Origin of the sequence: Marinactinospora thermotolerans DSM 45154 (assembly GCF_900167435.1) — a bacterium.
Taxonomy (GTDB): domain Bacteria; phylum Actinomycetota; class Actinomycetes; order Streptosporangiales; family Streptosporangiaceae; genus Marinactinospora; species Marinactinospora thermotolerans.
In genome coordinates, this window is sequence record NZ_FUWS01000016.1 from 44,395 (window position 1) to 58,234 (window position 13,840).

Consider the following 13,840-nt stretch of genomic DNA (forward strand, 5'->3'; position numbering starts at 1 on the left):
GGGCCGCGGCGTGATCGGTGATGCGGAGAGCACGGTGGGGATGAACACAGGCGTACGGCTCGTCGGGGTCGGGGTGGGGCCGGGAGACCCGGAGCTGGTCACGGTCAAGGGGATACGGCGGATGCGCGAGGCCGACGTCGTGCTCGTCCCGGTCATGTCCCACGACGAGCAGGGGCGCGCCGAGGCGACCGTGCGGGCCCACGTGGACGCCGCGCGGATCCGCCGGGTCGTGTTCGCCCTCAACGACCGCGGCGGACGCAGCGAACGGCGGGTGCGCGCCTGGGACGAGGCGGCCCGCACCGTCGCCCACCACTTCGCCGAGGGGGCGACCACCGTCGCCTTCGCCACCATCGGCGACCCCAACGTCTACTCCACCTTCACCTACCTCGCCCAGACCGTGCGCGACCTCGTCCCGCGGGTGGAGGTCGAGACGGTGCCGGGCGTCACCGCCATGCAGGACCTGGCCGCGCGCTCGGGCAGCGTGCTCGTCGAGGGGACCGAGCCGCTCACCCTCTTGCCGGTCACCGGCGGGGTGGAGCGGCTGCGCGGGGCACTGGCCTCCGAGGGCACCGTCGTCGCCTACAAGTTCGGCCGTTTCGCCGGTGAGGTCGCCGACGCGCTGCGCGACGCCGGCCGGCTGGGGGAGGCCGTGTACGGCGCGCGGTTGGGCCTGGCCGGCGAGGAGATCGCCCCCATGGCCGAGCTCGACGGCCGGCCCCTGCCCTACCTGTCCACGCTGGTCGCGCCCGCCCGCCGCGACATTCGAGGGGGAAAGCTGTGAGCGACGAACGCGCCACCCGACCACGCCCCGGCAAGGTCACCTTCATCGGGGCCGGCCCCGGGGCCGCCGACCTGCTGACGATCCGCGCGGCCCGCGCCATCGGGGCCGCCGACGTGGTCATCTGGGCGGCCAGCCTGGTCCACCCCGACGTGCTGGAGCACGCCCGCCCCGACGCGGAGATCGTCGACTCGGCGAAACTGCCGATGGAGGGGGTGCTGCCCTACTACGAGCGCGCGCTGCGCGAGGGCCTGCACGTGGTGCGCATCCACTCCGGCGACCCCTCCCTGTGGGGGGCGATGCAGGAGCAGCTCGAACGCTGCGCCGAGCTGGGGGTGGCCACCGAGGTGGTGCCGGGGGTGTCCAGTTTCAGCGCGGTCGCGGCGATCGCCGGGCGGGAGCTCACCGTCCCCGAGGTCGCCCAGTCGGTGATCCTCACCCGCCTGGGAGGGGGGAAGACACCGATGCCGGCGGGGGAGGAGGTCCGCGAGTTCGCCCGGCACGGCACCACGATGGCCCTGTTCCTGTCGGCCGCCCGCTCCGGGAGGTTGCAGGCCGAGCTGCTGGAGGGCGGCTACCCGCCCGAGACCCCGTGCATCGTCGCCTACCGCGCGACCTGGCCCGAGGAGCTGGTGGTGCGCTGCATCCTCGCCGATCTGGAGGCCACCGTCAAGGAACACCGGTTGTGGAAGCACACCCTGGTGCTGGTCGGCCCGGCCCTGGCCGCGGGCGGCACCCGGTCGCACCTGTACCACCCGGGCCACTTCCACGAGCATCGGCGCGCCGACCGCGCCGCCCGGCGGGCGCTGCGCGAGGCCGGGCGGGCATGAGCGGGGCCTTCGAACCGGGACCGGAGCTGCGCGAACCCGATCTCCCCCGCACGATGAAGGTGCGCCCCAAGGCGCTGCGCACCGGGTGGACGACGGGAACCTGCGCCTCGGCCGCGGCCAAGGCGGCGGCCCACGCCCTTGCCACGGGGCGGCCGGTGGAGGTCGTGGAGGTGGCGCTCCCCTCGGGCCGGCGGGTCACCTTCGCCCCGCAGCGCTGCGAACTGCTCTCGCCCGACCGGGCCGAGGCGGTGGTGGTCAAGGACGCCGGCGACGATCCCGACGTGACGCACGGGGCGCACGTCACCGCGACCGTGACCCGGCGCGCGGAGGCGGGGCTGGAGCTGGACGGCGGTGTGGGCGTGGGCGTGGTGACCCGGCCGGGCCTGGGGCTGGAGCCGGGCTCCCCGGCGATCAACCCGGTGCCGCGCGAGATGATCACCCGGGCGGTGCGCGAGGTGATCGACGTCGAACACCAGGGGGTGCGGGTCGTCATCAGCGTGCCCGAGGGCGAACGGATGGCGCGCAAGACCACCAACGCCCGGTTGGGCATCCTCGGCGGCATCTCGATCCTCGGCACCACGGGGATCGTGCGGCCCTTCTCCACCGCGTCGTGGCGGGCCAGCGTCGAACAGGCGGTGGCGGTGATGGCGGCCCAGGGGGAGACGACGCTGGTGCTGTGCACCGGCGGGCGGACCGAGAAGGGCGCGATGCTGCGCCATCCGGAGCTTCCCGAGGTGTGCTTCGTCGAGGTGGGCGACTTCACCGGTGCCGCGCTGCGCCGCGCGGTGGAGCACGGGGTGCGCCGGGTCGTCTTCGTCGGGATGGCGGGCAAGCTCACCAAGCTCGCCGCGGGCGTGCTGATGACCCACTACACCCGTTCGAAGGTCTCCACCGGGCTTCTGGGCGAGATCACCCGGGCCGTCGGAGGAGGGGAGGAGCTGGCGCGCGAGGTCGCCGCGGCCAACACCGGCCGGCACGCCTACGAGCTGTGGGAGGCCGCCGGGCTGCTGGGCAGCGCGGGGACCGAGCTGTGCCGCAGGGTCGCCCGCGTACTCGCCCGCTTCACCGATGGGGCGTTGGAGACCGAGGTCGCGATGGTCGACTTCACGGGGCGCCGGGTGGTGGCCGCCTCTTCGCCCGCGTCGGAATGAGGAGGGCCACCGGGCGCCCCGCGCCGAAGGGAGACCCGGCGGGCCGGGACGGCCGCGCGACCGCCTGCCCCGCCCCCCGCACGCCGCCACGGGCGCCGCTTCTGGGATCCTTGGTGCCCGTGATCGACAACGGAGCCCGGTGGGGGCGCGCAGACGGACCCCCCACCATCGTGGCGACGCCCGGCGTCCGCCCGTCGCCGGCAGGGGACCGGCCGGGCGCAGGACCGCTTCCCCGCGCTGGGGGGACGGGCGGATGATCACCGTCATCGGCGTCGACGGCGGGCCGCTGGGAGCCGAAGCCGTGGCCAGCCTCGCCGGAGCGGCGTGCGTGGCCGGAGCCCAACGGCACCTGGACGCGGTCGAGGTGCCGGCCGGGACGCGCCGGATCGCGATCCGCGCCCTCGACGCCGCGCTGGAGCAGATCATGTCCGACCCCGGGCCGGTCGCCGTGCTCGCCTCCGGAGACCCCGGTTTCTTCGGGATCGTGCGGGCGCTGCGCGCGCGGGGGGCCGAGCCGAGGGTCCTTCCCGGCGTCTCCTCCGTCGCTTTGGCCTTCGCCCGGCTGGGGCTGCCCTGGGACGACGCGGTCGTCGTCTCCGCGCACGGCCGCGCCGAACAGGGGCGCGGCCCCCGGCGGGCGCTCGCCGCGGCCCTGGCCCACCCCAAGGCCGCCATCCTCACCGCGCCCGGCGGGGCCGGACCCGAGGCGTTCCTGCCCGCCCTGCTGGCCGCCGGCCGCAGGGTCCACGTCGCCCAGCGCCTCGGCACGGCCGACGAACAGGTCACCCTGGTGGGGGAGGAGGAGGCGTCCCGCCGGACCTGGGCCCACCCCAACGTCGTGGTGGCGGTGGACCCCGAGAACACGGTCGCCGCCACGATGGCCTGGACGTCCGGCCACCCGGGCGCTCCCGACGGTTGGGCGCTGGGCGAGGACGCCTTCGAGCACCGGGCGTCGATGATCACCAAACCGGAGGTGCGCGCCCTCGTGCTCGCCCGTCTCGGGCCGCGTCCGGGGACCGTGGTGTGGGACGTGGGGGCCGGCAGCGGCTCGGTCGCGGTGGAGTGCGCCAGGTTCGGGGCCCACGCGATCGCCTTCGAACGTGACCGCGCCGACCGGGAGCGGATCCGGCGCAACGCCGCCGCGCACGGGGTGCGGGTGGAGGTGGTCGCCGGTACGGCTCCGGCCTCCACCGAGGCGGCCATGTCCCCCGACGCCGTGTTCGTCGGCGGCGGCGGTCCCGCGGTGCTCGCCGGGGTGGTGCGGCGGCGGCCGGCGCGGGTGGTGGTGGCGCTCGCCGCGGTGGACCGCGTCCGTCCGGCCCACGACCTGCTGGCCGAAGCCGGCTACGTGGTGTCGGGCGCCCAGGTGCAGGCGTCACGGCTCGCGCCGCTGCCGGGGGGCTCGCTGCGGTTCGCCGCGGCCAACCCGGTGACCGTGCTGTGGGCGACGGGCGCCGAGACGACGGGAGAGCAGGGCGGGGCCGTGTCGCGCGGGCTCGCCGGGGCCTGATCCGCGCGCTTCGCCGTCCCCGCAACGGGGATCGCGGCGCGCAAGACGAAAGGTGGACATGAGCGAGATCGGCGTCATCGCCGTCACGGCGGCCGGACGGGCGGCGGCGGAGCGGCTGGCAGCGGCCTGGCCCGGCGAGGTCGAGGTGGTCACGGCGCAGCGCCCGGCCGACGCGCTGCGTTCGGCCTTCACCCGCTGCCGGTCGGTCGTCGCCTTCCTCGCCGTCGGGGCGGCGGTGCGGGTGCTCGCCCCGCTGCTGGCGGACAAGCGGAGCGACCCGCCCGTCGTCTGCGTCGACGAGTCGCTGCGGTTCGCCGTCGCCCTGCTCGGCGGTCACCACGGGGCCAACGAGCTCGCCCAACGGGTCTCCGGGGTCTTGGGGTGCGCGCCCGTGGTCACCACGGCCAGCGACAGCGCCGGCGTCACACCGCTCGACGCCTACGGGGCCGATCTGGGGTTCGTCCTCGACGATCCGGGGCCGCTGGCGCGCGTCGGCGCGGCGGTGCTCTCGGGTGAGCCCGTCCGGTTGGAGGGCGCCACGGGGTGGCCGCTGCCGGCCCTTCCCGGCAACGTCTCCGCCGACCTGCCGGAGGGCGAGGCGGCCGCCGTCATCCGGGTGAGCGACCGGGCCGACGACCCGGCGGGTCCGCGGAAGACGCCCGTCGTGACCTATCGGCCGCCCTCCCTGGTCGTCGGGGTGGGCTCGGCGCGGGGGGTGACGGCCGAGGAGGTCGGCGCCCTCGTCGACGGCGCGTTGGCGCAGGCCGGGCTGGCGCCGGCCTCGGTGCGCGCCCTGGCGACGGTCGACCTCAAGGCCGACGAGGAGGGCATCCTCGCCGCGGCCCGGGAGCGCGGCTGGGAGGTGGTGACCCACGCCGCCGCGGACCTCGCCGCGGTCGAGGTGCCCAACCCCAGCGAGGTCGTCCGCTCCGAGGTCGGCACCCCCAGCGTCGCCGAGGCCGCTGCGTTGCGCACCGCGGCCGGGGCCGGTCGCGGGGCCGAACTCGTCGTGCCCAAGCGCAAGTCGGCCGCGGCGACCGTCGCGGTCGCGCGGCTCGTCCCACGCGGACGGTTGGCCGTGATCGGCCTGGGACCCGGCGCCCGCGACCTCACCGTGCCGCGCGCGGTGGCCGAACTGGAGCGGGCGTCGGTCGTGGTCGGCCTGGACCAGTACGTCGACCAGGTCCGCGACCTGGTGCGGCCGGGAACGCGCGTGCTCGCCAGCGGCCTGGGCCGGGAGGAGGAACGGGCCCGCAGGGCCGTGGAGGAGGCGCGCGGGGGAGCCGCGGTGGCGCTGATCGGCTCCGGCGACGCCGGCGTCTACGCCATGGCCAGTCCCGCGCTGGACTTCGCGGGAGCAGACATCGAGGTGGTGGGCGTCCCCGGCGTCACGGCGGCGGTCGCCGCGTCGAACCTGCTCGGCGCGCCGCTCGGCCACGACCACGCCTACATCTCGCTGTCGGACCTGCACACGCCCTGGGAGGCGATCGAGCGCCGGGTCCGCGCCGCCGCCGAAGGCGACTTCACGGTGGGCTTCTACAACCCCCGCAGCCGCAAGCGCGACTGGCAGCTCCTCCGCGCGCTGGAGATCCTCGCGGAGCACCGCCCGGCCGAGACCCCGGTCGGCCACGTCCGCAACGCCGCGCGCGAGGGGGAGCGGGTCACCCTGTCCACGCTGTCGGACATGCTCGCCGGGGGCGTCGAGGAGGTGGACATGTTCACCGTCGTGCTCGTCGGTTCCTCGGCGAGCCGGATCGTGGCCGGACGGTTCGTCACGCCACGCGGCTACCGGTGGAAGGACGTCGGCTGAGCGCGCGCGCCTCGTGAGGGCCGCGCCGCCTCCTCGGACGCGGAGGGGCCACGACCCCGGCGGCGCGGGGCCGCTCCCGTTGCGAGGGCCGCAACGGGAGCCACCGGTGTCCGCGCTCCACGGGCGGAGCCGGCCTCCGGCGACGCCGGCCCAGCGCTGCTCCCGGGCGTCGGCCCGCCGGCCCCGGCCCGGCCCGCGGCGTCCGCGCGAAGCGGTGCCGGAAACCTCCAGAGCACGGCGGCGAGGAGTGTGAGGGGCCTGCGCCGGCCTTCCGGACGCCATGGCGGCAGGGCAGGGCGGCGCCGCACCGTGACAGCGCCGCACCGGTGCCCCGGGGCGGGCCCGGGAGCGCGGTCCCCGGCTCTCCCGGCCCGCGGTGGTGTCGCCGGGAGGTCGGGGACCCCGGCATGTACGCTGGTCGGGCTCGCCGAGGGAATCGGGTGTCCTACCAGGGGAGGGGCGTGGCCGTGTCGGACGTCGTAGTGGCGTCGGCCCCGGTCCTCGTCACGCCGGCGTGCACCGCGTGCGGCGCCTGCCTGCTCACCTGCCCCGAGCACGCGATCCGTCCCGTCCACTCGACGCCACGGCACGACGCCCAGGGGCGCGGCGCCGCGCTGGTCATCCTCGCCGACCGGTGCACCGGGTGTCTGGAGTGCGTCGAGGTCTGTCCGGCCGACGCCGTCGTCGAGGTGAGCGGTCCCGTCCACGAACACGCCGGGGGTATACGTCCGTGAGCCGTCAGGTCCACCCGATCGAGGTCGAGTCCTACCGCATCCTGCGTTCCCGGATCGACCTGTCCCACCTGCCCGAGTACAGCAGGGCCGTCACCGAGCGGGTCATCCACGCCAGCGCCGACCTCGACTACGCCTCCGACCTGGTGATCGACGACGAGAGCGCCGCTGCCGCCGCCGCGGCGCTGGCCGCCGGCGCCCCCGTCGTCACCGACGTCGCGATGGTCGCCGCGGGGATCACCGCGCGCGAGACGGTGTGCCGCATCGCCGACCCGATCGCCGAACGCCTGGCCCGCGGCGCCGGCATCACCCGGTCGGCGGCCGCCGTGCGGCTGGCCTACTCCGAGGTCGGTCCCGGGGCGGTGTGGGTGGTGGGCTGCGCCCCGACCGCCCTGGAGGAGATCATCGCCCGCAAGATCGAGCCGGCCCTGGTCATCGGCCTGCCGGTCGGGTTCGTCGGCGCGGCCGAGTCCAAGGCCGCGCTGCGCGCCAGCGGACTGCCCCAGATCAGCAACATCTCGGAGAAGGGCGGCTCGGCGGTCGCGGCGGCGGCGCTCAACGCCCTGCTGTACGGGCCCACCCCGGTGGCGGAGGAGGCGGCGGAGGAGGAACCCGCCGAGGCCCGCGCCCACGTCTGAACGTCCCCGCCGCCCACGGGACTCCCGGAGTTCCGGTGCCCCCTGGCGGGGTTCCCCCGAAGATAGTGAAAGGTGACGGATGAGACCCCCCTTGCTGCTCGTCGGACACGGGACCCGGGACGCCAAGGGCGTCGCGGGGTTCGAGGCCTTCGTCGAGCGACTGAGACACCGGTTCGACGACCGTGACGTGGCGGGAGGGTTCATCGAACTGTCCCCGCCTCCGCTCACCGACGCCGTCGGCGACCTGTACGAACGGGGCCACCGCCGTGTCGTCGCGGTGCCGATGATGCTGGTCGCCGCCGGGCACGCCAAGGGGGACATCCCGGGGGCGCTGGCCCGGGAGCGGGAACGCCGTGCCGGTTTCGACTACGTCTACGGTCGTCCGATCGGGCCGCACCCCACGATGCTCGACCTGCTGGCCGAGCGTATGGACGACGTCCTGGGCGCTGACGAGGACGGACGGGCGGAGGGGGAGACCGCGGTGCTGCTCGTCGGGCGCGGCTCCACCGATCCCGACGCCAACGCGGAGGTGTGCAAGGTCGCGCGCCTGCTCCAGGAGGGGCACGCCGCGCGGCGCGGCGTCTCCTTCGTCGAGCCGGCGTTCGTCTCGCTGGCTTGGCCGGGGGTCCCCGAAGGACTGGAACGGGTCCGCCGTCTGGGGGCCCGGCGCGTCGTCGTCCTGCCCTACTTCCTGTTCGCCGGGGTACTGCCGGACAGGGTCGTGGACCAGGCCACGGCGTTCGCCTCGGCCCACCCGGAACTGGACGTGCGGTGCGCGCCCGTGGTGGGCGACTGCGACGGGCTGGCCGACGTGATCGCCGAGCGCTACGACGAGGCCGTCGCCGGCGACATCCGGATGAACTGCGACACCTGCGTCTACCGCATCGCCCTGCCGGGCTTCGAGGACAAGGTCGGCGCGCCGCAGACGCCCCACCACCACCCCGACGATCCCGCCCACGGCCACGGCCACGGACATGGCCACGGACATGGGCACGGCCACTAGGGGCTGATCCGTGGCGGCGAGGGGCGTCCCCTCGACGTCCCCGCTCCCCGCCACCGGTATATGGTTCGCCCTGTTGTTGCGATCTGTCCTTTTCGGGTGGAGCGGAGTGGGCCATGCGCGTGGAGGAGAGGTCGGACCGCGCCGACGGGATCGGTGTCGACCTGCGTCACCACGGTGATTCCGAGGTCGGGCCGGACCTGCTGGACTTCGCGGTCAACGTTCGCGCGGGGACGCCGCCGCGGTGGCTGGCCGAACGTCTCGCCGCCTCCCTGGAGGACCTCGCCGCCTACCCCGACCCGCGCCCCGCCCGCGAGGCCGTCGCCCGCAGGCACGGGCGCGCCCCCGACGAGGTGCTGCTGACCGCGGGCGCGGCCGAGGCGTTCGTGTTGATCGCCCGGTTCGCCCGGCCGCGCCGCGCGGTCGTGGTGCATCCGCAGTTCACCGAACCCGAGGCCGCGCTGCGGGCCGCGGGACACGAGGTCCACCGGGTCCTCCTCCCGCCGGACTACACGCTGGACCCCGCCCTGGTTCCCGACGACGCCGACCTGGTCATCATCGGCAACCCGACCAACCCCACCTCCGTCCTGCACCCCGCGCGCACCCTGGCCCGGCTGGCGCGCCCGGGCCGGCTGCTCGTCGTGGACGAGGCGTTCGCCGACTGCGTGCCGGGAGAGCCCGAATCGCTGAGCGGCCGCGCCGACCTGCCGGGGCTCATCGTCGTCCGCAGTCTCACCAAGACCTGGGGACTGGCCGGCCTGCGCGTCGGCTACCTGCTGGCCGAGGCGGCGCTGGTCCGCTCCCTCGCCGAGACGCAACCCCTGTGGGCGGTCTCCACCCCGGCGCTGACGGCCGCCCTGGAATGCAGTTCCGACCGCGCCGTCGCCGAGGCCCGGGAGTGGGCGCGCGAGCTGGGCGGGGAACGCGACCGCCTCGCCGCCGAACTGGCCGGTCTGGGCCTGCGCGTCACCCCCAACGCCGCGGCGTCGTTCCTGCTCGTCCGCTCACCGCAGGCCGACCGGCTGCGCACCCGGCTGCGCGCCCACGGGATCGCCGTGCGCAGGGGGGATACGTTCCCGGGGCTCGGAACGGAATACCTGCGCATCGCGGTCCGGGATCGACAGACCAATGAACGGCTGACCCGAACTCTGGCAGAGTTGCTGTGAATCGTCTTGGGACCGCCGGCGAGGGCGGCGCCCGCACGCGGCGGACGCCGAGGGGGAGACCGGCACCGCCGCGACGGCAACGACGAGGGGAGACGACGTGCCGAGACCCGCAGGGAGCGGACGCACGGCAACGCCACGTGACGCGCTGACACCGCCCGTGGACGGCAGCCCTGTCCGTCCGCCGACCATGTTCCGCGACGCGGGAGGGATGCCATGACCGCTGACGACAACGGCCGCCCGCACGGAGCCGCCGTCCCGGACGAGCACGAGCACACCGCCAGGAACGCCACGCCCGAGCCGGCCGCCGTGGACGCTCCGCCGGTCCGTGAACCGACCCGGTGGGAGGCCCTGACATCGGCCCCGCCGGTGGGCGGCGGTGGACTCCTCGACGACCTGCCGGAACAGGGGCGCGGGGCATCCCCGCTGCGCCCCGGGACCGCCCAGGAGGGACCTTCGGCCGTCCGGCGCGGACTCAACCCCGAATGGCGCAACCCCTTCTTCCCGCCCGCGCACGGCAACGCCTCCGCCGACCCCCTCTCCGACCCGGACGAGCCCGAGACCTCCTCCCAGCGGGAGGAACCCGCCCCAGCAGAACCGTCGGCCGGCGGCGCGCCCCGCTCGGCCGACCCCCGTACACAGGACACGGACCACCTCTTGGAACCCAACGTCATCCCCTTCCGGGGGAGCACGCACGACCGGACCACGGCGTCCACCACGTCACGGCGCGCGGCCGTTCCCGCCTCCGAGGCGATCACCTCCGCGGCCGAGGACGGCGCGGTCGCCGACCGGCCGGCGGAGCGGGCGGCGGCCCCCGCGCCCGAGCCGCCCGAATCCGCCCGCGCCCTTCCCACCGAGTCCGTGGCGCCCTCCCCCTACAGGGGACCCGCCAGGCACGCCTATCCCGCCGCCCAGCGTGACGCCGTCTACCGGGCGATCCGCGAGCGGCGCGACGTCCGTGTGGGCTTCCGCGGCGACCCGATCCCCCACGAGGTGCTGACCCGGGTCCTGGAGGCGGCGCACCAGGCGCCCTCGGTGGGCTTCTCCCAGCCGTGGGACTTCGTCGTCATCGATGACACGCAGACCCGGACACGTGTCCAAGAACTCGTGCGCCGCCAACGCGAGGCCTACGCCTCCTCCCTCCCCGGAGCGCGGGCCCGGGCCTTCTCGGGCCTGAAGGTCGAGGCGATCCTCGACACGCCGGTCAACGTCGTCGTCACCGTCGACCCCACGCGCGGCGGCCGGCACACGCTCGGCCGGCACGCCCAACCCCAGACCGCCGGCTACTCCGCCTCGCTGGCCGTCGAGAACCTGTGGCTGGCGGCCCGCGCCGAGGGTCTGGGCGTCGGCTGGGTCAGCTTCTTCGAGGAGCGCGCCCTCGCCCGCGAGCTCGACCTCCCCCCACACCTGGAGATCGTGGCGTACCTGTGCGTGGGGTACGTGGACGACTTCCCGACCGAGCCCGAGCTCTCCCTCAGCGGGTGGGCGCAACGCCGCCCGCTGTCGTGGGCGGTCCACCGCGACCATTACGGCCGCCGCGGCCTGCCCGGCGAGGCGCCGACGAGCCTGCTGGAGGAGACCGTCGCCGAGATCGGCCCGCCGAACGCGCGCGCCGTCGCCGAGGCGCGGGAACGACAGGGCCGTATGACCACGCCGCCCGGCGCGCTCGGTGTCCTGGAGGACGTCGCGGTGCAGCTCGCCGGTCTGGCCGGCGAGGCCCAGCCCCCCATTCCCGAGCCCGCCGCCGTCGCGATCTTCGCCGGTGACCACGGCGTGCACGCCCAGGGCGTGACGGCCTGGCCGCAGGAGGTGACGGCGCAGATGGTGCGCAACTTCCTCGACGGCGGAGCCGTGGTCAACGCCTTCGCCGGCCAGGTGGGGGCCGAGGTCACCGTCGTGGACGTGGGCGTCCTCGCCGACCTGCCCACCGTGCCCGGCCTGCTGCCCCGCAAGGTCGCCCGCGGCACGGCCGACTTCACCCGGGGGCCGGCGATGAGCCGGGTCCAGGCCGGATACGCCATCGAGGCCGGCATCGAGGTCGCCCGCGACCTCGTCGCCGCGGGCAATCGCTGCCTGGTCACCGGGGACATGGGAATCGCCAACACCACCCCCTCGGCCGCGCTCATCGCCGCCTTCACCGGCCGCGACCCGGCCGAGGTGACCGGACGCGGCACCGGGGTGGACGACGCGATGCACGAGCATAAGATCGAGGTCGTCCGCGCGGGGCTGCGCGCCAACCGGATCGACCCGGCCGACCCCGTCGGCGTGCTCGCCGCGGTCGGCGGGCTGGAACACGCCGCGCTGACCGGGTTCATCCTCGGCGCGGCGGCGCTGCGGGTCCCGGTCCTGCTCGACGGCGTGATCGCGGGCGCGGCGGCGCTGGCCGCCGCGGCCCTCAGCCCCGACGTCCTGCACGCCTGTGTCGCCGGCCACCGATCCAGCGAACCGGGGCACTCGGTGGTCCTGGAACACCTGAGGCTGCGCCCGCTGGTGGACCTGGAACTGCGCCTGGGCGAGGGGTCCGGGGCCCTGCTCGCGCTGCCGTTGCTCCAGGGGGCGGTGCGGGCGCTGCGCGAGGTCGCCACCTTCGACAGCGCCGGTGTGACCGAACGCTCCTGAGAGAGACCGCCCACGTGAGCCGTGGCACACGGGGGAGGAACCGCCGGGCTGTGGGCATGTTCCCGGCCCGGCACGGTATTTTTTGGGGCATCGCCGGATATGACGCTGCTGTTGATCACCAGGGGGCCGATCAGGCAGGGTGGACACGCCTGCGGCCGCGTGCCGCGCGGATCCGGTGCGCCGCGTGAGCGGCCGGTGCCCGGCGGAGCGCCACGTCCCCTGAGGCGCAGGGGAACGAACGGGATCTGGAGGCTGCCTCGATGACCTACCTTCTCGGGCTGCGGATGGAGGGACGCGACGTCCTGGTCGTGGGCGGGGGCCGGGTCGCCCAACGCAGGGTGCCCGTCCTGCTCGACGCCGGAGCGCGCGTCGTCCTGGTCGCCCCCGAGGTCACCCCCGCCCTGGAGGATCTCGCCGCGTCCGGACGCCTGATCTGGCACCGGCGCGCCTACCGGCCCGGTGACGTGACCGCAGACCTCTCCGACGGGTTTTGGCTGGTCCACGTCGCCACGGACGATCCCCACGTCAACGCGCAGGTCATGGCGGAGGCCGAAGGGGCCCGCATCTGGTGCGTCCGCGCCGACGACCGCCACGCCTCCAGTGCCTGGACCCCGGCCGCGGGGACGGCCGCGGGGGTCACCGTGGGCGTGATCGCCGACGGTGACCCGCGTCGTGCGGCGGGGCTGCGCGACGCGATCACCGAGGGGCTGGCCGAGGGCGCTCTCGACGCCCGGCGCGGGCGCGAACCGCTGCGCGGTGTCGCTCTCGTCGGTGGCGGGCCCGGGGACCCCGGCCTGATCACCGTGCGCGGACGCCAATTGCTCTCCCAGGCCGACGTCGTCGTGGTCGACCGTCTCGCGCCCACCTCCCTGCTGGACCAGCTGCCGGGCGATGTCGAGATCATCGACGCGGCGAAGATCCCCTACGGCAGATCGATGGCCCAAGAGCGGATCAACCAGGTGCTGGTCGAACGGGCCAAGGCCGGGAAGTTCGTCGTCCGCCTCAAGGGGGGCGACTCCTTCCTTTTCGGACGTGGAGGCGAAGAGGTCGCCGCCTGTGTGCGCGAGGGGATCCCCGTCACGGTCGTCCCCGGGGTGACCAGCGCGCTCGCCGCGCCGGCCGCCGCCGGGATCCCGGCCACCCACCGCGGGGTCGCCCAGGACGTGCACATCGTCTCCGCCCACGTCGCCCCGGGCGATGAGCGGTCCACCGTCGACTGGGCGGCTCTGGCCCGTCTGCGGGGGACGATCGTCGCCCTGATGGGGGTGGAGCGCGTCGGAGCGATCGCGGACGCCCTCACCGGACACGGCCGTTCCCCGGACACCCCGGTGGCGGTCGTCCAAGAGGCCACGCTGCCGAGCCAGCGTGTCCTCACCGCCACCTTGGGCACCGTCGCCACCGAGGTCGCGCGGGCCGGTATCCGACCGCCGGCGGTCCTCGTCATCGGAGAGGTGGTGAACACGGCTCGCGACCTTGACATACTGCACATGGGCGGGCACGTCGCCGGATCCGCTTTTCTTCCCGGCGGAACCGCCGGCACCGGAAGTGACACCGCCTCCGAGGGGAATCGGGTTCTGTGACCACGAAGGCCGACGAGAAGGGCGGAACCG

11 protein-coding genes are annotated in these 13,840 nt (G+C 75.4%); all 11 read left to right on the forward strand.

Translation table 11 applies throughout. The features are described from left to right. Positions 1-40 precede the first annotated feature (40 nt). The 11 genes from cobI to cobA all read left to right on the forward strand — a co-directional run bounded on the left by cobI (position 41) and on the right by cobA (position 13,810). Positions 41-781, forward strand: coding sequence for a precorrin-2 C(20)-methyltransferase (gene cobI / locus B5D66_RS22730; RefSeq protein WP_078763851.1), 741 nt, complete (start codon positions 41-43; stop codon positions 779-781). After that, positions 778-1,608: a precorrin-4 C(11)-methyltransferase gene (gene cobM / locus B5D66_RS22735; protein ID WP_078763852.1), complete on the forward strand. Its 831-nt coding sequence runs from the start codon at positions 778-780 to the stop codon at positions 1,606-1,608. The genes cobI and cobM overlap by 4 nt, the downstream gene beginning before the upstream one ends. After that, the gene (locus B5D66_RS22740) at positions 1,605-2,759 is read left to right on the forward strand and encodes a cobalt-precorrin-5B (C(1))-methyltransferase (protein ID WP_078763853.1); all 1,155 of its coding nucleotides are present in this window, start codon (positions 1,605-1,607) and stop codon (positions 2,757-2,759) included. The genes cobM and B5D66_RS22740 overlap by 4 nt, the downstream gene beginning before the upstream one ends. Before the next feature lie 253 nt (positions 2,760-3,012). After that, entirely contained in the window at positions 3,013-4,269 is a 1,257-nt protein-coding gene (gene cbiE, locus B5D66_RS22745) for a precorrin-6y C5,15-methyltransferase (decarboxylating) subunit CbiE (RefSeq protein ID WP_078763854.1), read from the forward strand. A gap of 58 nt (positions 4,270-4,327) precedes the next feature. Continuing rightward, the gene (cobJ, locus tag B5D66_RS22750; RefSeq protein WP_078763855.1) at positions 4,328-6,079 is read left to right on the forward strand and encodes a precorrin-3B C(17)-methyltransferase; all 1,752 of its coding nucleotides are present in this window, start codon (positions 4,328-4,330) and stop codon (positions 6,077-6,079) included. Positions 6,080-6,546: 467 nt separating this feature from the next. Further along, the gene (locus B5D66_RS22755; RefSeq protein WP_235001174.1) at positions 6,547-6,813 is read left to right on the forward strand and encodes a 4Fe-4S dicluster domain-containing protein; all 267 of its coding nucleotides are present in this window, start codon (positions 6,547-6,549) and stop codon (positions 6,811-6,813) included. Further along, complete coding sequence (locus B5D66_RS22760; protein ID WP_078763857.1) at positions 6,810-7,448, forward strand: precorrin-8X methylmutase; 639 nt, start codon at positions 6,810-6,812, stop codon at positions 7,446-7,448. Before B5D66_RS22755 ends, B5D66_RS22760 begins: the two co-directional genes overlap by 4 nt. Before the next feature lie 79 nt (positions 7,449-7,527). Beyond that, positions 7,528-8,451: a sirohydrochlorin chelatase gene (locus B5D66_RS22765; protein ID WP_078763858.1), complete on the forward strand. Its 924-nt coding sequence runs from the start codon at positions 7,528-7,530 to the stop codon at positions 8,449-8,451. 113 nt (positions 8,452-8,564) lie between these two features. Beyond that, positions 8,565-9,614 carry an Rv2231c family histidinol phosphate aminotransferase CobC gene (gene cobC, locus B5D66_RS22770; protein WP_078763859.1) on the forward strand — a complete coding sequence of 350 codons (1,050 nt, stop codon included), beginning with the start codon at positions 8,565-8,567 and terminating at the stop codon, positions 9,612-9,614. Between the two features lie 213 nt (positions 9,615-9,827). After that, positions 9,828-12,230 (forward strand): nicotinate-nucleotide--dimethylbenzimidazole phosphoribosyltransferase, encoded by a 2,403-nt coding sequence (gene cobT, locus B5D66_RS22775; protein ID WP_078763860.1) that lies wholly within the window; start codon positions 9,828-9,830, stop codon positions 12,228-12,230. Between the two features lie 260 nt (positions 12,231-12,490). Then, positions 12,491-13,810, forward strand: a complete 1,320-nt coding sequence (cobA, locus tag B5D66_RS22780) for a uroporphyrinogen-III C-methyltransferase (RefSeq protein WP_078763861.1) — start codon at positions 12,491-12,493, stop codon at positions 13,808-13,810. The last annotated feature ends 30 nt before the right edge of the window (positions 13,811-13,840 follow it).